Here is a 15,893-nt window from a genome sequence, read left to right on the forward strand (position 1 = left end):
ATCAAGAATGCGCGATTACCATAATACTTAATTGTGCCAAAACACGTAGTGTTAATGATGTAACTAAACTTGATAGATTATCCCTAACCCTAATCACATAGCGATCGTCTCAATCATCCCTACTTTCACCACACAAGCGATCGCTCTCAGCATAACCAACAAAATCATTGTTGCATCAGTATTTTTGCTTGAGCCAGCATCTGCCGATATGGTAAGCAAGCTGATCGATTTATCTTCAGTAGCTGTATTGTCACTTGCCCAATTGCTGTCAATGGATAAATTACACCACTAGATTCTTCGATTTGAAAATTCTCTTGCCATTGGTCTTGTCTAGGATGGTAAAGTCTAATAACTTCGCCTGTTTCTGCATCAATAGACGCAATATCACTGCCCTTAGCTTGATTACACAGTGAACAAGATAAAGCTAAATTTTCTTCTATAGTTTTACGGCCATGCTTTTCAGCAATTACATGATCTACTTGATGGGAAACTAAGGTTAAGCTTTCAGAAATCAGACAATATTCACAACAATTTTGGGCGCGATCGCTGACTAGTTTTCTAATTTTAGCGGAGATATAACTCTTACTCATTGACTCGGCTGGAGCTTAATCAGGGCTTGAGTTTTGGCAAGGCGCACTAGATGTTCGATAAATTCATAATGTTGCCATAGTAGGCGATCGCTTTCGTTAAAACCTTGAGTACGATTTTTTTCTAATAGATTATCAATTTCTTGCTGTGCCTCTGGTGCAAGGCGTAAATTTAAGACTTCTTGAGGGGATGGAAGTTTGGCTAAGAAATGCAATATTTCCGTCAATCCAGAAAAGCCGTTATTGGGATTAGCGTTTATTTCTCGCAATCCTAGAGCTAATATTTGCGGCAGGTTATCTTGTACAGTAGCGGCGATATCGTCTGGTATGTCTAGGGTGATTTGCATAGTTAAGTAAGTGATTGCTAATGTTAGCTTCTGGTGTTCATTTTATCAGATCGACCCTAAGCTCAATCAAACAGCGATCGCCCCTCAACAAACCAACAACACCACGCCCCTAATCTCAATCAAAAAGAGATCGCCTCAATCATCAATGCCTCTAACACACAAGCGATCGCCTCCTGTTTGCTACTTAAATATTACTATGCTAGTATGCCAAATAAGGTATATTGGCATGGTAACAAATCAAAAAAACAAATGACCCAGAATCAAATTTCTGAAGTTATTCAAGGTAGAACGAATGTATTTGAAGATTTGGGCTTTGCTCCTGAAGAGGCTCTTAATCTCAAAATTCGGGCTGACTTGATGTTGAATATTAAGCGTTTCATTCAGTCTCAAGGATGGACGCAAAAGCAAGCTGCTTTGTTTTTTGGTGAAACTCAACCTCGGATTAGTGATTTAATCAATGGTGATATTGAGAGGTTTAGCATTGATAAGTTGGTGATGATGTTGGCTCATGCGGGTATGAATGTGAGAGTTGAAGTGTTATGAATAAATCTCCATCTGTTTATCTGGATGTTTACTGTTTCTGTCGGCTTTTGGATGACTCCTCACAGTATCGAGTTCGTTTAGAAACTGAGGCAAAGGTTAAAGTTTTTAATTCAGTAACTTGGTTAATGGAAAATCAAGAGTTAATTTAGGAGACTGAACGATGAAAGCTAGTGAGATTTCGAGACGTGGATACCAAGCTCTAATTCAAGAATTGGGCTATGCAGGGGCTGCAAGATTTTTGTTAAGGTTTGAGTCTGGTTCTGGAGACTATACTAAAGAACGTCATCAGAGGTTAGCACAAGTGACAATGGATGACTTTCGGTCTTTTGTTCGGCAAAAAAGAGAAAAGATAAGTGATTAAAAAACGCCCCTAATCTCAATCAAAAAGCGATCGCCTCAATCATCAATGCTTCTAAAGCACAAGCGATCGCCCCTAATCTCAGGACGCTACTAATTTCATTGATCCTTGTTGAGATTTATTTGGCTTACGAACAGCTTTATTTTGTTGTGAGACATTTTGAGAAAATGATGTTTCTAGCTTCTTAGGTGTTCTGGTGTAGTTATCCCAATCTTCTACAGTTTGTCTAAACAGCCAATAGTCTAGAGCATCATCTTCCACAAAACCTCGAAGTTCTGGATCGACCCAAATATGTAATAGATCCTTACAGCCAATATTGCTGGCAGCTTGCTCAATATCTTGCCATTGTTGGATAAAGTTTTCTGCCCAAGAGTCTCTATTAGTTACTGATTGAACGAAATCTAATCCTGCTTCTAACATCCTCTTGCCATTAGTTCCACGAGCATTAATTGGTTCCCAAAAAATCACTTCAGGCTCAAATTTTACGATCTGCTCTAATAAGTTTTGAAAATCTTGTAGCAGCATTGTGGGGGGAGTAGGTGCGATCGCCACATATAGCTTAATTCCCGCTTCGTATCCCTTCATCATGGCTTTGTAGCGATCAGAGGGTAGAGGTGCTGCGGGTTCAATTTTGCGGCTAAGTTCGTCATCAAGCATTGGTAAGCTCATGCCAACGGTTACATTAGGCGATCGCAGAATGTCTATATCATTTGTCCATAGAGGGCTACGAGTCAAAATCCGTACTCGTTTGTCGTATTTAAGCAACACTTTGACAACTTGGCGCGTGATTGTTGCGGTTTGATGGTTTTGATAAGGATCGGTTCCAGAACAGAGCATAACGACCCCCTGTCCTGATTCTGTGGTTTTCCAAGTTCTTTTACGGCTAAGAGTTTCTTCTAGTTGTTCGGCAATACCTTCACGTACAAATAGATACTTTCCCCAATCCATTTGAGGGTTATCAACGCCTTTTTGTGCTAGTTGTGCTTGTCTGGTTCTGATCACTGGAGTTGAGGGGACATAGCAAAATGTGCAGCCATGCAGACAACCAGAGGCGACGTTAATAACGTAGTCACATAGTCCTTTTTTTCTTAGTGCGCTTTCCTGTAGAGGACTAGCGACAGTTTCAGTACCTCTCACAGTCTCCATAACAACAAACCTCAATGTTTTTGAAAAACGTACAATATACTATAATTAACTATATGCTATATTTTTAGAAATATACACCTATTAAGAGAAAAATAGGATGCCAATTACACCATCTGGACAAGGTTTCAGTAAAAATACCTCTGCAAAACAGAAACAATTTGATTATTTCATAGATATTCACCTTGGCATTTGCAAAGGGATTTTTAAAGGAAATCAAGATAAAGCTTGGTTATCCCATACCTACCACTATATTGACTTAAATGCTGGTACTGGCATCAGTGAAGCTTACGGAGAAGGAAGCCCTATAATTTTTTTGAAACAAGCAGAATCCAAAAAGGTTAATTCTTCATGCTATTTTGTCGATATCAAAGATTCAGTTCTAGAAGAATTAAAGCGAAATGTTTCTGGTTTCTCATGTCAAGCTCATTATTTTTCTTGCGATAACAAGCTAGCACTTGAAAATATTTCAGAGTCTTTGTATTCTCATTCTCAAAATAACAAGAAAGCATTATATGGGTTGCTGTACTCTGATGAAAATGGCACAGTTCCTCCCTTTGATCAATTATCAAAAGTATTCAAAGGCAGAAAATATCTAGAAACCATAGATATTCTTATCTACTTTTCGGCAACGAATGTAAAACGCTGTTTAAAGTCAGACTCTTCTGATGTTTATAAGAGATTAACTGATTACATAAGAAATGTGCCGAAGAAACATTGGCAAATCAGAGAATCGGAAGATAAACATCAATGGAGCTTTTTATTCGGAACAAACTGGGATAAAAATGGACAGATGGGATATCCAAGAATCACAAAGTATAATTTTCACGATATCAGTAGCAACAGAGGGAGAGAAATTTTAGAACGTCTTGCATATACCAATGATGAAATACAGGACATGATACAGCCTAAAATCCCAGGTTTATTTGATTCAATAGAGTAAAGATAGAAGCAATAGAAATCGTAAATCTAGGGTTAATACCGATGTCATACAGCAAATTTAAAACGATCTCACAAATACAAGAAAAATTTGGCGTGACAGTGAAAGAATCGGAAAACTTATTTGTGGATACACAATCACCAGCCCCAAGTACCTACCTCGCCTTTAAATGGCCCCACAATATCAGATGTAATCCAGCCGCCGTAAAAATCACCAGCTTGCGGCGTGATTAGCTCATCATTCACATAGCAAGCGTCCATAAGGCTGCCATAGAAACTTATAGAATCTTGAATATCCACGAAATTAGGAGTAGGTATAGAATATCGCCAGCCCGCATTTTGGATGTATTTATCAGCGATCGCAATATCATAATATTGGCTGATTCCCTTCCATTCACACCTTGTCCGCCGCGAAGTCTCGATCAGATACTCCATTTTAATATCTTCAATGGGAATGTAATAACAAGGCGGATGACTGGTTTCTAAAACTCGCTTAGCGCGATCGGTTTCGGCAAGAACGATGCCATTACAGATAACGCGAATATATTTCGTCGTATCTTCTAAAATTGCAGGACGGGGATAGTCCCATACGGATTCTTGACCTGCTTGTGGTTCAATTCTTTGTGGATGCATTATTTTCTCCAGCGCTTTGCGCTCTCATTAAAAACAAATAAGCCATATAAAATCTGACACGCAAAGCGTGTCAGATTTTATATGGCTACTCTGAAACCTGCGTGTTGATAGAAGTTGGGACGGAACCAGTTGCGGTAGTACTTCTCAGCTTCCGTACCACTGGTAATCCATGAGCCGCCTGCCATCATATTGTGCTTCGTATCAAAATATGGCGCAGAATAATTCTCATAGAGATAATGCGGCTTATATCCTGTAAGTGGCGTTAAATGATCGCTGAGCCATTCCCACACATTACCGCGCAAGTCGTATAGCCCTACATCGCTTTTGGCTTGAGGTAGATAACCAACGGGATGGGGGGATGCAAATTTTAAATTGAGATTGTAATTCTCAACTTGGCTATCTGATGCTTGAGTAAGTTCAAAAGAACCATAGGTTGCCAGATACCACTCAGCTTCACTCATCAGGCGCGTATGATTTCCTTTCCAGCGACAATAGGCGATCGCTTCATAATGATTGACTTCCACAGGAAATTCAAAGGGCATCGCGATTTCATCAAACATGGCGCGATATTTATAGCTATCAGCGTCAGGAATCCAAAACTTAGGATGCTTAATCTGATTCTCAACTTTCCAAGCCCATGATTGCTCATGCCAATAGGCTTGATTGTCGTAGCCGCCATCTTTGACAAAATCGAGAAATTCAGCATTGGTAATTAGATATTTACTTGCCTGAAAAGTCGCCACAGTCACTGTGCGATCGCCATATTCAATATCCCAACCATAGATATTTGAATCTTGAGGTTTACCTAGTCGTACTTCACCACCTGTGACTTCAATCATTTCATTTGCCGTGGTGTAGCCATTGGCGGGAGCATATTGCCAACTTTCGGGACGTTGCAGTTGATCAACAGGCAACTGGCGAATTAACATCGAAGAGGTTTCGATGTGAATATACTGATGCTCGATCGCCATCATCAACGCCCAAAGGGGATGCTCTGAATTAATCGGCAGATCAATGTTTTTTAAGTTATTAATTAGCTCAGAAATTACGTTGTAAACTTGGTCGCGATATTGCCAAACTGCTGTAACTTCTGCTTGGCGAAGATTATCAAAAATATTGGCTATTTCTTCGGGTTTCTCTGGATCAACTCCAATTTCAAAAAGCCTTTCAAAATCAGGATTTAGGCGTTGATCTAATAAGCTAACTTTGACTAATTTATTAATATAAAAGACTGCCGAATGTCCTAAATAAAAAATCAATAAATTGCGTAAGGGATCGGGATTTGTATAAAAAGTTTCTGGATTAACCAAACTTTTCATTAAGCTATCTTCAATTTGCCAAGCTCTTTGAAAATAGGCAAGAATTTCTGAGCGATCGCAACGGTGTAGATTTGGTGGTTGCATAGAATTAAAGCAATATTAATTATGGGGAACTTGACAAAGAACTAAGCCAAACCATTTTTGGGGATCTGTCCAGATTTTGACTGTTTCTAAACCTTGCGATCGCAGTTGTGCTTGAACTTTTTCTAAGTCAAATTTACGCGAAATCTCAGTCAGGATGCTTTCACCTGCTTCAAATTGAACCTTGAGATCAAGTATTTCGAGAGATGCTTGATGGGGCGATCGCGCATGTAAATACATTTCAATTTGATGATCGACTTCGTTATAAATGGCTTGATGCTTAAATAAATCGAGATCAAAATCACCTTGAAATCGCCAATTTAAATGGGCAAGCATATTCAAGTTAAAGGCAGCCGTTACTTCTTGACTATCGTTATAAGCAGCTTCTAAGATTTCTTTCGGTTTCTGCAAGTCAATCCCTAATAAGAAATAATCACCTTGAGTCAAAGCATGGGAAACCTTACCTAAAAAATCATTAGATTCGGATTCTGTGAAGTTACCAATCGAGCTACCTAAAAAGAAAATCATCCGCGATCGCAAATGGTTTTTTCCCAAGTGAAATAACGCTTCGTCATATGTGCCAATCAGTCCTTCAATGGATAAATCAGGATATTTTTGTTGTAAATGTAAAACCGTAGTTTTAAGAATGCCACCACTCACATCGATAGGAATATAGCTAAAGGCATCGGGGATTACTTCAGTTAATGAGCTAGCTACTTTTTGATAAGCATTTAATAAATAATGGGTTTTTGTAGAGCTACCACTGCCTAGTTCTACTAACTCACAGGAACCTGTGATTGTCGCAATTTCATTAGCATATTGATTAAGAATCCATGCTTCGGTGCGGGTGGGATAATATTCAGGTAAATCGCAAATCTGCTCAAATAATTCCGAACCGCGATCATCGTAGAAGTATTTAGGAGGAAGGTTTTTGCGAGTTTTGGTTAATCCCTGAACAACATCATGACCATCTTTCTCAAAGGTTTGATTTGTGTTTGCGTTATGTTGATGCAGAATCTTTAAATGTTTAACTGTCATGTTTGGCTTAGTTACTATTGTTGATGTATATACGATGGATGAGCTTGTTTAGATGAATACGGTTAAACCAAAATGGATTTATGGTGCAAAACCTTGTAAATCCATTTTGGTTTATGTCCTAACATAAATGGCTATAGCTATCTAAAATTTCGGGTGATTAAGCCTTACCATGACTCATGTTACATAATTACCCACAAGAACCCATAGCGAATATATCAATAAGACACATATTGCCGATCTTTAATTATTGAAATTAATATCAATATTAAGATTGATCGCCCCCACGATCTCATTAACCCTTATATTTCGTAAACGCAATAATTACTGAAGTGTAATCTAAAATCTCAATTTTGACAAGATCTAGATACGGGACATTGAAAGCGTAATAAATGTAATTTATGCATTTATCATAAAATGGGCATTTCAGAACCTTCCCTGACAAGTATCATGATTTTCAAATAATTGCCAATTATTAATTTTTTTAAATTTAAATCAATTGATACAAATTTAGAATACAGAATAAAATATAGTTATTAACCATTAGTATTGCCTCTGTTGGTTTCATACTAGTAACTTGATTTTAGATAACAATTCAGACATTGGTTAGCTAACGGGGGGATATGTCTTAAAGTACATATTTCACGCCAACCAACTAAAAGAATAGATGCTGATGAGTCTATATGGCGTAATTGCCATTAGGCTAATTTTGCAGCAAAATTTTATTGATTTAATTGTGTTATTAGCATCTCACACAATTAAATTTCTTTGTCATAGTTTTTAGCAATTAATCAACAAAAAATTATTTTTTATGATAGAAAAGAAACAGCCAACAATTGGATTAATAGAAGTTCCAGCGACAGGTCTATATGATGCAGATGGGAAAAATTGGACTTCTCTATATAGAAATAGATCTTTAATTAGTAAACAAGTTTTAATAGCTGACTTGCAAGCAGGAGGATTCGATGCCCGATTAGTTAATCTCAGAGATGGAGATTATAGTGAAGAATTCGGACAGATTTTTTGGAAAGGGATGACCCTACGGAAAACATTTGTAGGGGGAAATATTTTTGCTATTGATCCACAGGCTTTCGATGCTTGGGGCATTACAGTCAACTTTTCTCAAGATCGTCAAGTTAGTTGTTTGCTAATTAAACATTTAGCTAAGGGCGATCGCCCAATTGTTGTTGGTGGTTCGGATGCCGTAGCAGAACCACACCACTACTTGCAGGCTGGTGCAGCAGCAGTGGTTCTAGATAAGTCAGGAGCAGCTAATTGGGCGATTTTTGATTATGTACTGGGCAAGCCCCTACGAGAAGAGCTAACGGGTGTCGTTTTTGCTGATGGTAAACAGTATGCTCGGAAAACTAAAGCGAAAAGTCCTGATGAATGGGCGCTACCCTCGGTGCAAGTGGCACGCGATTGTTTAGGTGTACTTCCCAATGTCCAAGGTTTAGTGCCAATTGGTTCGTTGGTGGCTGACATTGGTTGTGATCGCACCTGCGATTTTTGTATGACCCCTACCTACGGTACTGGTTATCGACGCATGACACCCCAAACCGCCCTCAAATGGTTAGAGATACAAAAAGAAGCAGGGGCGGTTTCCATCAATATTGGCTCTGATCAGTTCCTTGCGCGGACACTATTTCCCGGAGGAAGAGATGAAATCCTCGAAATCACCAATGGGGCGAGGGAAATGGGCATCTCTCTCATGTGGCCTAATGGCTTGGAACTGAGGAAAACGACCTTAGGCGCTGGACGTAATTACGAAAGCACCGACCTTAGACCTGATGAGGAAATAATTGAAGCCCTATTTGGCTGGGATGGAAAAGTTGGTTGTCCTTTAGCCTATATCCCTGCTGAGCGTCCTGTGTTCGGAAGAGAAGCCTACAAGAAACTCCTCCCTTGGCAAGAGCATTGTACATTGATGAAATCTGTCGTCAGAACTGGCGTGCCTGTCATTGCCTATGGCATCATTATTGGTCTACCCGATGATGATATTGATGATTTGCTACGTCTTGAGGAAGCAATCTCAGAACTTGTGGATGAATTGGTACAGATCAACCCTAAAGTCGAGTTTCAGATAGCTTGTTACAGTATTGCTCCATTACCGGGAACTCCGCAATCCCATAACTTACGAAAGTTAGGGTTGCTTCAGTTTGAAGATTCTTGTGTTTGGGGAGGTCTATGGACACCAACTTGCAATACTCATCACCTTAGTTACGAGCAGATTTCCGATTGGCAAATTCGCCTATCGAAGATTCGTCGCTCCTCATCTTCATTTACTAACTATAGCGGTGAATATTCAGGACTAGTTAGCACCGCTTCCTCCAACGACTCAAAAATTGCATTAGCAAATTTTGGCTAAACGCTAAAACAGATATACAAATCCTAAATGGTTTGTGGAAGCGCACCCCCTTCGGGGATACGCTTCCACAAACCCAAAAATCTATAAATGATTTAGGACTTCCATATATCATCTTTTGACAAAAAATTGATTTTGAAAAAGATACTTATCAAACTCACTTCCATAGCACAAATGATACGCAGTGTAAGACTTACTTAAATATGAGAAAAACTCTTGGCTTTCTACCTGAAATTGAGTTCTTTATCAAGATTGCAGTTATATGTACTTTACTCCAACAGCTTTTTTATTTATTCCTGAAAGATATTAAAATACCTTTTGAGTTTCAGGTATTGATGTACTATATGGTAGGCTCTATTTCTTTTTATGGGATAGGATTCCTAATTGAAAAATGTCTCAAAAAGAATGAGATTTGGAGAGATAAACTCAATATTCGGGTTGTTAAAGTTAAGGGACAAGATTTTCCCAATTTCACTCTGAAAGGAATTGCTTTGGGAGAATTAAAATCTTTAATTGCCGCATTTATAATACTTTCCCTAGCACCAGAAGTACATCGAGGAAATAGTTTATCCCTCAATTTTGTATGGTTTTTAATGAGAATAGTTGTTGCCGATTTCTGTTTCTATATTAGTCATTATATTTTGCATAAATATTTCTTGAAAATACATCTTAAACATCATGAGTTTCGAGACTCATCCAGTTTTGTAGCTTCTCATAAAAGTTTATCTGAGTACATAATTACAACAATTACCGATCTTTTACCCGTTTTTATATTTGGATGCGATCTCTCTCAGATCTGTGCTTGGACTATCGTAGGTAATTTTTATAACCTAGAAGGGCATAGCTCTCTATCGATTTTCTTCGTTTCGTCGGATTTTCATGACCGTCATCATACCTGTTTTAAAGGTAACTATGGCATTCAAGGCTTCTGGGATCGGATATTTGGAACACTGGCTAATAATACAAGAAAACAAGGGATTTTATTTCCTACCAACTACTTACACTAAGCAGTTGAGCAAAGTTTGATATTGTTAAATCTCAGGTGGATTCAGTCTTGCCATTACCCATGTTACATATGTGCCGATGGGACTCCAAAGCAAATAGGGGACTAATAGCCATCCTGCCAAGCTGGAAATTTGCCAAACTTTAGTTGTTAAAACTAACCCTAATATAAAACCGATCGCGCCTACAATTGCCCCTAACCTGACATTGCGAAATCGGGTCATCACTGGGGTATAGGCTAAAATTGCAATTTCTAAGATCGCATAGCCAAGCATCAGCAACCATGTGTTAGCTGTGGCGGGTTGGGTTTCCCATAGCACGGCTGCTGATGTAATCCCAAAAATAAAAATCGATATCCAAATAAAGGGAATTGCGCCTTCAAAGGTGAGCCAGCGTGGACGACGCAATCGCATAAACCATTTGTAGTCAGCAGGATAAAGTTTGTTAAGGGCAAAGCCACCAACAAAGGAAGCAACCGCGATCGCTAGCCAAGTAATAATCATGATGTTTCCTGATCGGCGATCGCACAGCCATCAGTACAACCTTGCTGACGTTGCCGACGTTCAGCAACGATAGTCTGGAGATCGGCGCGACCAGTTAGTAAAAGGCGATAGTCTGCCCAAACGCCATAAAGTGCATCGGCTAAGCTCCCGACTAGTGGCAATTTGGTAATTGCATAGATCCAACCGATGCCTAGAATGTCATAGGTTTGGCGAAATACTTCAACATTTTGAACGATCTCACCATTAGGCAACACTGCATGAATCCGTCCCATGGCAGTCTCAAAATCAATCCCCGCATTGTCAGCAGGATCGTAGTCATCGGCGGCGATATCCACAAATTTAATCAAACCGCGATCGCCATCTTTGCCTTTTAAAAAGTTAACTTCACGCACACAGAGAGGACATGCGCCATCGTATAGCAACTTAATTTTCCATGTGGACGCTTGAGGGGCGAGTTTGTCTGTTACCTGTGGAGATAGCATTTGGTTCGGATGATGTAGTTTCTAGCCCTATTTTATCGAGATCGCTTTGGATTTATCTTTGCACAAAGGAATAGATACGAGGCTTTGCGTCGTATCTATTCCTTTAGAATTAATGGCGCGGCTTCGCCGCGCCATCAAAAATATAATTCTTTGTTTTATGGAAGCCTTTATCAAACTTTAACTAAAGGCTTGGAACCTGTGCGAACAGGAATAGAAATATACATGCCTTCCCTAGCCATCACCGCTCCCGCAAACTTCTCTTGAGCTAGCCGCCCAAACTCATCTAACTGATCGTCACTATGCAAAGGATCATGATGGAAAATTACGAGAGTCTTCACATTGGCAGCTTCAGCAACTTTGATCGCCTCTTGCCATGTCGAATGCCCCCAGCCGATTTTGGGACTGGAGCTTGACCAATATTCCTCATCGGAATAAGTAGCATCCATAATTAACACATCAGCATTTCGCGCCAGATATACCAAATTTTCATCAACGCGATCGCTAAAATGTTCAGTATCCGTCGCATAAACCGCCACGCGATCGCCACAACTCACTCGATAACCCGTCGCCTCCCCTGGATGATTCAACATCCCTGTCTCAACAGTGACCCCATTCCCAACCTCGATCACACTGGGAACTTCAACATCAAAAAACTCTAAACATGAAGCCATCACCCTTAATGGCACAGGAAAATTAGGATGATGCATCTGTTCCTCTAGACGTTCCTGCATCGTTTGCCCTGTCGGCGCAATCTTTCCATAAATTTTAAACAGATTCCCTTTCACAAAAGCAGGCGAAAAAAATGGAAACCCCTGAACATGATCCCAATGGCTATGGGTGAAAAAAATACTCGCCTCAATCGGCATATGCTTTAACAGATGCTGTCCTAAAACCCTAATCCCCGTTCCCCCATCAAAAATAATACGTTCACCTTGGCAACGCATTTCTACACAAGGGGTATTGCCACCATAGCGCACTGTGGTTGGGCCAGGGGTAGCTATACTGCCACGCACACCCCAAAAATGAATAGAGAACTCGCTGTCAGAAATGGACATTAGCTAACTCATTGTCAGAGAATTTTGAACCATTGGGGCAAGTCTGAAAACCTAGAAAATTACAGATCTTGTGACTCTTAACTACGTTGTTCATCAGTTGCGGCAATTTATTGTCTAGGATGAATAGCAGTGATGTACTGCACTTCTAAACTTTAAATCTAGACACCTTTAATTTTAGCAGTCCCATAGAATCGGCAAGATTAGTAGGAAACGATTAAAATGTCAGAACGCTGTATCAAAATAATTACCCAACCAATCAAATTAGATTTGGGTATATGCTAACCCTATGTATTGCTTTGTGGCTATCAGCTTTTAGTACTAGCTAGCGACAGATAGACATCGTGAGGAACTAGCAAAATTACAAAAATGTTTTTTTACAAGTGAGGCTTTGCAGCGCCTGTAAAAAATAGGTTCTTCAAATATAGATTTTTTATAAATTTTGGATACAAGTTTGTGGTACTGACTCAATCAATAGCAACAGCATCTCCTACCCTCCAGTCTAGCTCCTTAACCCTAGCGATCGCAGGCATGAAGTGTGCGGGTTGTGTGGCAACAGTCGAAAAGCGTTTGCTAGCCTGTGACGAGGTAAAGGCGGCAAGTGTGAATTTACTAACCGAGAAAGCAACCGTGGTTTATGGCGGAGAAAGCTTGCCACAGGATTTAGCACCACAATTGATTGAGGCGATCGCCAAAGCAGGTTTTGCGGCGGAGTTGATTAATAAAGGCGATCGCCAATCTTCTCGCAATGCTGTATCTAAAAATCCCCCTCAAAATTCTTGGTTCGGGCTGACCAAAGAAATCGCAATCCCCGCATCGTTGGTGATTTTGGCGATCGTCGGACATTTAGGCTTGATTGGTGTTGCTGATTTGCCCTTGATTGGCAATATGTACGCCCATTGGTTAGTCTCCACCATAGCCCTCGGCTGGATTGGTCGTCCGATTTGGTGGGATGGACTGAAATCGCTGTGGTATCGTGCCCCCAACATGAACTCCTTGGTGGGGTTGGGGACAATTTCGGCATATTTAGCTAGCACGATCGCCTTATTTGTACCGCAGTTAAATTGGCAATGCTTTTTTGAAGAGCCTGTAATGCTTTTGGGTTTTGTGCTGCTGGGACAAGCTCTGTTAGAACGCGCTAAGGGCAAAGCCTCAAATGCAATTCGCACTTTGATGGAGTTGCAACCTGCTAGCGCCAGATTATTAATCAATAGCACTGATGGCGATCTGCAAGTACCAATGGCGGTAGAAGATTTGCAAGTAGGCGATCGCATCGTGGTTTGGGCTGGAGAAAAAATCCCAGTTGATGGCGAAATTATTGGTGGTGGTTCTAGCGTTGATGAGTCAATGCTCACGGGTGAATCAAACCCTGTAGCTAAGCAATTAGGGGCGCGAGTCACTGGGGGAACCTTGAATTTGACAGGTGCGATTACAGTCCAAGTTTTGCAAACTGGCTCGGAAACGACTTTGGCGCGGATTGTCTCGCTCGTAGAATCAGCGCAGGCAAGCAAAGCCCCGATTCAATATCTAGCCGATCGCGTAGCAGGATATTTTGCTTACTCAGTGATGGCGATCGCCGCTTTGACATTTTTGACATGGTACGGATTGCTCCATGCCGAAATTGTGTTTAGTTTGAAATTAGCGATCGCAGTTTTAGTAGTGGCTTGTCCCTGTGCGCTCGGTTTGGCAACGCCAACAGCGATCATGGTCGGCACGGGAATTGGCGCAGAAAAGGGCATCTTAATCAAAGGTGGGGCAAGTCTGGAAAAGATCGATCAATTATCGGCGGTGATCTTTGATAAAACAGGCACTTTGACAACTGGTAAGCCTGAAGTTACCGATGTGATCACCAATGACTTAATTGTTTTTGGGCGCAAACTGATTGAGCAAACTACTTTTAAGAGTATGGTCGCAGAGCGCGAAGTCCCAGCTTCTGCTTTACGGTTGTTGCAACTAGCTGCCAGTGCCGAAACTGGTGCAAATCATATTCTCGGTGCAGCGACGATCACTAAGGCTCAAGAGTTAAATATCGAGTTACTGCCAACACAATCTTCGCAAATTGTGACGGGCTGCGGTGTGGAAGCGATACTGACCACAGGAGAAGAAATTCTGGTGGGTAATAGTGCATGGTTGCGCGATCGCCAAGTGGAAATTTCTGACGAGATGTTAGAGCGATCACAGAATTTAGCAGAATTTGGCAAAACTCCAGTTTTTGTCGCAACCCAATTTACTGACCCCCTTGGGGTCAGTAAATTGGGCTTAGTCGGAATCATCGCCATGCGAGATCGCCTCAAGCCTGAAGCTCCTGAAGTCATTCGCCAACTCGAATCGATGGGCTTACAAGTTTGGATGCTCACGGGTGATCACCAAGAAACTGCCAAGGCGATCGCTAACCAGTTAGGTATTCCCCCCGAAAGGGCGATCGCTGAAGTCAAGCCCGACGGCAAGGCTGCCACGGTGATGAAATTAATCGGAGAAGGTCAGCGGGTGGCGATGATTGGTGATGGAGTTAATGATGCGCCAGCCTTAGCCAGTGCCACCATCGGCATTGCCCTCAGTTCTGGAACTGATGTGGCTATGGAAACTGCTGATATTGTGTTAATGCGTCATGACATTAGCGATGTTGTCCCAGCGATCGAACTCAGTCGCGCCACCTTCAGCAAAATTCGCCAAAATCTATTTTGGGCTTTTGCTTACAACACATTAGCGATTCCCGTCGCCGCAGGAATTCTTTATCCCAGTTTTGGTATTTCTCTCAACCCGACGATCGCAGGTTTAGCAATGGCATTTAGTTCTGTAAGCGTGGTTTTAAGTTCGCTATCATTACGAGCCAGAAAAAAATAGATTGTGCAGCGAAAGCTCTGTACAACCTATTTTTTTGCAAAAAGCCCTAATGTAGGGGCATAGCATTCCCACAGAAATCCATTCTTTTAGACTGTTTTAATTTGGGAATGCTATGCCCTAACCTCGCAACGTAGGGACAATTTATCAATGCTATGCCCTAACCCCACAACGCAGGGACAATTTATCGTTGAACGCGAAGAGGGTTGAGCATTTGCGATTCAGGATTGTTGTGGGGAGTATAAAAATATTGGCGCAAATGCTCAACCCCTACAGATTTTTGTTTTTTATTTACAAATCAATTAAGGAATACACCGTGGATTGGATTAATTTAATAATTGCGGGACTATTGGAAGTTGTCTGGGCAAGTAGCTTGAAATACACCGAAGGGCTTACAAAGCCATTACCTACCCTCCTCACCATTTCAACGATCACAGCTAGCTTTATCCTATTAGCTCAAGCCTTAAAAACCCTACCAGTAGGCACTGGTTACGCAGTTTGGACAGGGATCGGCGTAGTGGGAACAGCGATCGTGGGTTCTATGTTTCTCGGTGAATCCCGTGATTTATCAAGATTTATCTGCATCAGTCTCATTGTGCTGGGTATTGTCGGTTTGCGATTTACAGGGTCAAAATGATAGGATGATCGCTGCTTTGCAATGCC

At 40.9% G+C, this 15,893-nt stretch carries 17 protein-coding genes; 8 read left to right on the forward strand and 9 right to left on the reverse strand.

All coding sequences use genetic code 11. The features are described 5' to 3' along the window. Positions 1–164 precede the first annotated feature (164 nt). Positions 165–590, reverse strand: a complete 426-nt coding sequence (locus H6G05_RS07855) for an HNH endonuclease (protein WP_190577646.1) — start codon at positions 588–590, stop codon at positions 165–167. After that, positions 587–934, reverse strand: coding sequence for a hypothetical protein (locus H6G05_RS07860; RefSeq protein ID WP_190577647.1), 348 nt, complete (start codon positions 932–934; stop codon positions 587–589). Before H6G05_RS07860 ends, H6G05_RS07855 begins: the two co-directional genes overlap by 4 nt. A gap of 249 nt (positions 935–1,183) precedes the next feature. Here H6G05_RS07860 and H6G05_RS07865 point away from each other — a divergent pair, with 249 nt between their 5' ends. Genes H6G05_RS07865 through H6G05_RS07875 form a run of 3 tightly spaced genes read left to right on the forward strand, consistent with a single transcriptional unit; the run spans position 1,184 to position 1,838 of the window. After that, a complete protein-coding gene (locus H6G05_RS07865; RefSeq protein ID WP_190577648.1) occupies positions 1,184–1,477 on the forward strand; it encodes a helix-turn-helix domain-containing protein in 294 nt (97 codons plus the stop codon). Then, positions 1,474–1,626, forward strand: coding sequence for a hypothetical protein (locus H6G05_RS07870; RefSeq protein WP_190577649.1), 153 nt, complete (start codon positions 1,474–1,476; stop codon positions 1,624–1,626). Before H6G05_RS07865 ends, H6G05_RS07870 begins: the two co-directional genes overlap by 4 nt. An 11-nt stretch (positions 1,627–1,637) precedes the next feature. Then, positions 1,638–1,838, forward strand: a complete 201-nt coding sequence (locus H6G05_RS07875; RefSeq protein ID WP_190577650.1) for a hypothetical protein — start codon at positions 1,638–1,640, stop codon at positions 1,836–1,838. 78 nt (positions 1,839–1,916) lie between these two features. Here the strand turns inward: H6G05_RS07875 and H6G05_RS07880 are convergent, their stop codons facing one another. Next, positions 1,917–2,981 (reverse strand): SPL family radical SAM protein, encoded by a 1,065-nt coding sequence (locus tag H6G05_RS07880; RefSeq protein WP_190577651.1) that lies wholly within the window; start codon positions 2,979–2,981, stop codon positions 1,917–1,919. 97 nt (positions 2,982–3,078) lie between these two features. Between H6G05_RS07880 and H6G05_RS07885 the strand changes: the two genes are divergently transcribed. Then, positions 3,079–3,921, forward strand: coding sequence for a class I SAM-dependent methyltransferase (locus H6G05_RS07885; RefSeq protein WP_190577652.1), 843 nt, complete (start codon positions 3,079–3,081; stop codon positions 3,919–3,921). A gap of 134 nt (positions 3,922–4,055) precedes the next feature. On the opposite strand, the gene H6G05_RS07890 is transcribed toward H6G05_RS07885, so the two are convergent. The 3 genes from H6G05_RS07890 to egtD all read right to left on the reverse strand — a co-directional run bounded on the left by H6G05_RS07890 (position 4,056) and on the right by egtD (position 6,988). Beyond that, entirely contained in the window at positions 4,056–4,550 is a 495-nt protein-coding gene (locus H6G05_RS07890; RefSeq protein ID WP_190577653.1) for a DUF427 domain-containing protein, read from the reverse strand. A gap of 77 nt (positions 4,551–4,627) precedes the next feature. After that, entirely contained in the window at positions 4,628–5,953 is a 1,326-nt protein-coding gene (gene ovoA, locus H6G05_RS07895; protein WP_190577654.1) for a 5-histidylcysteine sulfoxide synthase, read from the reverse strand. A 15-nt stretch (positions 5,954–5,968) separates the two neighbouring features. Continuing rightward, positions 5,969–6,988, reverse strand: coding sequence for an L-histidine N(alpha)-methyltransferase (egtD, locus tag H6G05_RS07900; protein ID WP_190577655.1), 1,020 nt, complete (start codon positions 6,986–6,988; stop codon positions 5,969–5,971). Positions 6,989–7,796: 808 nt separating this feature from the next. Here egtD and H6G05_RS07905 point away from each other — a divergent pair. Next, the gene (locus H6G05_RS07905) at positions 7,797–9,353 is read left to right on the forward strand and encodes a radical SAM protein (protein WP_190577656.1); all 1,557 of its coding nucleotides are present in this window, start codon (positions 7,797–7,799) and stop codon (positions 9,351–9,353) included. 200 nt (positions 9,354–9,553) lie between these two features. After that, positions 9,554–10,357: a sterol desaturase family protein gene (locus H6G05_RS07910; RefSeq protein WP_190577657.1), complete on the forward strand. Its 804-nt coding sequence runs from the start codon at positions 9,554–9,556 to the stop codon at positions 10,355–10,357. A gap of 24 nt (positions 10,358–10,381) precedes the next feature. Here H6G05_RS07910 and H6G05_RS07915 read toward each other — a convergent pair whose 3' ends face one another. From H6G05_RS07915 to H6G05_RS07925, 3 genes are all read right to left on the reverse strand, one after another. Then, positions 10,382–10,855, reverse strand: coding sequence for a TspO/MBR family protein (locus tag H6G05_RS07915; RefSeq protein WP_190577658.1), 474 nt, complete (start codon positions 10,853–10,855; stop codon positions 10,382–10,384). After that, a complete protein-coding gene (locus tag H6G05_RS07920; protein ID WP_190577659.1) occupies positions 10,852–11,337 on the reverse strand; it encodes a thiol-disulfide oxidoreductase DCC family protein in 486 nt (161 codons plus the stop codon). The genes H6G05_RS07915 and H6G05_RS07920 overlap by 4 nt, the downstream gene beginning before the upstream one ends. 170 nt (positions 11,338–11,507) lie before the next feature. Continuing rightward, the gene (locus H6G05_RS07925) at positions 11,508–12,392 is read right to left on the reverse strand and encodes an MBL fold metallo-hydrolase (protein ID WP_190577660.1); all 885 of its coding nucleotides are present in this window, start codon (positions 12,390–12,392) and stop codon (positions 11,508–11,510) included. A 453-nt stretch (positions 12,393–12,845) separates the two neighbouring features. Between H6G05_RS07925 and H6G05_RS07930 the strand changes: the two genes are divergently transcribed. Then, the gene (locus H6G05_RS07930; protein WP_322096337.1) at positions 12,846–15,233 is read left to right on the forward strand and encodes a heavy metal translocating P-type ATPase; all 2,388 of its coding nucleotides are present in this window, start codon (positions 12,846–12,848) and stop codon (positions 15,231–15,233) included. Positions 15,234–15,546: 313 nt separating this feature from the next. Further along, positions 15,547–15,867, forward strand: a complete 321-nt coding sequence (sugE, locus tag H6G05_RS07935; RefSeq protein WP_190577661.1) for a quaternary ammonium compound efflux SMR transporter SugE — start codon at positions 15,547–15,549, stop codon at positions 15,865–15,867. The last annotated feature ends 26 nt before the right edge of the window (positions 15,868–15,893 follow it).

The sequence above is a fragment of the Phormidium tenue FACHB-1050 genome (genome assembly GCF_014696925.1).
In the GTDB taxonomy this organism is placed as follows: domain Bacteria; phylum Cyanobacteriota; class Cyanobacteriia; order Pseudanabaenales; family Pseudanabaenaceae; genus Pseudanabaena.

What these genes read in the sequence shown, in the direction of transcription:
- H6G05_RS07870 (WP_190577649.1), top strand. Translation starts at nt 1,474, where the DNA reads ATGAATAAATCTCCATCTGTTTATCTGGATGTTTACTGTTTCTGTCGG.
- H6G05_RS07905 (WP_190577656.1), top strand. Translation starts at nt 7,797, where the DNA reads ATGATAGAAAAGAAACAGCCAACAATTGGATTAATAGAAGTTCCAGCG.
- H6G05_RS07910 (WP_190577657.1), top strand. Translation starts at nt 9,554, where the DNA reads ATGAGAAAAACTCTTGGCTTTCTACCTGAAATTGAGTTCTTTATCAAG.
- H6G05_RS07915 (WP_190577658.1), bottom strand. Translation starts at nt 10,855, where the DNA reads ATGATTATTACTTGGCTAGCGATCGCGGTTGCTTCCTTTGTTGGTGGC.
- H6G05_RS07875 (WP_190577650.1), top strand. Translation starts at nt 1,638, where the DNA reads ATGAAAGCTAGTGAGATTTCGAGACGTGGATACCAAGCTCTAATTCAA.
- H6G05_RS07890 (WP_190577653.1), bottom strand. Translation starts at nt 4,550, where the DNA reads ATGCATCCACAAAGAATTGAACCACAAGCAGGTCAAGAATCCGTATGG.
- H6G05_RS07920 (WP_190577659.1), bottom strand. Translation starts at nt 11,337, where the DNA reads ATGCTATCTCCACAGGTAACAGACAAACTCGCCCCTCAAGCGTCCACA.
- H6G05_RS07865 (WP_190577648.1), top strand. Translation starts at nt 1,184, where the DNA reads ATGACCCAGAATCAAATTTCTGAAGTTATTCAAGGTAGAACGAATGTA.
- H6G05_RS07880 (WP_190577651.1), bottom strand. Translation starts at nt 2,981, where the DNA reads ATGGAGACTGTGAGAGGTACTGAAACTGTCGCTAGTCCTCTACAGGAA.
- egtD (WP_190577655.1), bottom strand. Translation starts at nt 6,988, where the DNA reads ATGACAGTTAAACATTTAAAGATTCTGCATCAACATAACGCAAACACA.
- H6G05_RS07860 (WP_190577647.1), bottom strand. Translation starts at nt 934, where the DNA reads ATGCAAATCACCCTAGACATACCAGACGATATCGCCGCTACTGTACAA.
- ovoA (WP_190577654.1), bottom strand. Translation starts at nt 5,953, where the DNA reads ATGCAACCACCAAATCTACACCGTTGCGATCGCTCAGAAATTCTTGCC.
- H6G05_RS07885 (WP_190577652.1), top strand. Translation starts at nt 3,079, where the DNA reads ATGCCAATTACACCATCTGGACAAGGTTTCAGTAAAAATACCTCTGCA.
- H6G05_RS07855 (WP_190577646.1), bottom strand. Translation starts at nt 590, where the DNA reads ATGAGTAAGAGTTATATCTCCGCTAAAATTAGAAAACTAGTCAGCGAT.
- H6G05_RS07925 (WP_190577660.1), bottom strand. Translation starts at nt 12,392, where the DNA reads ATGTCCATTTCTGACAGCGAGTTCTCTATTCATTTTTGGGGTGTGCGT.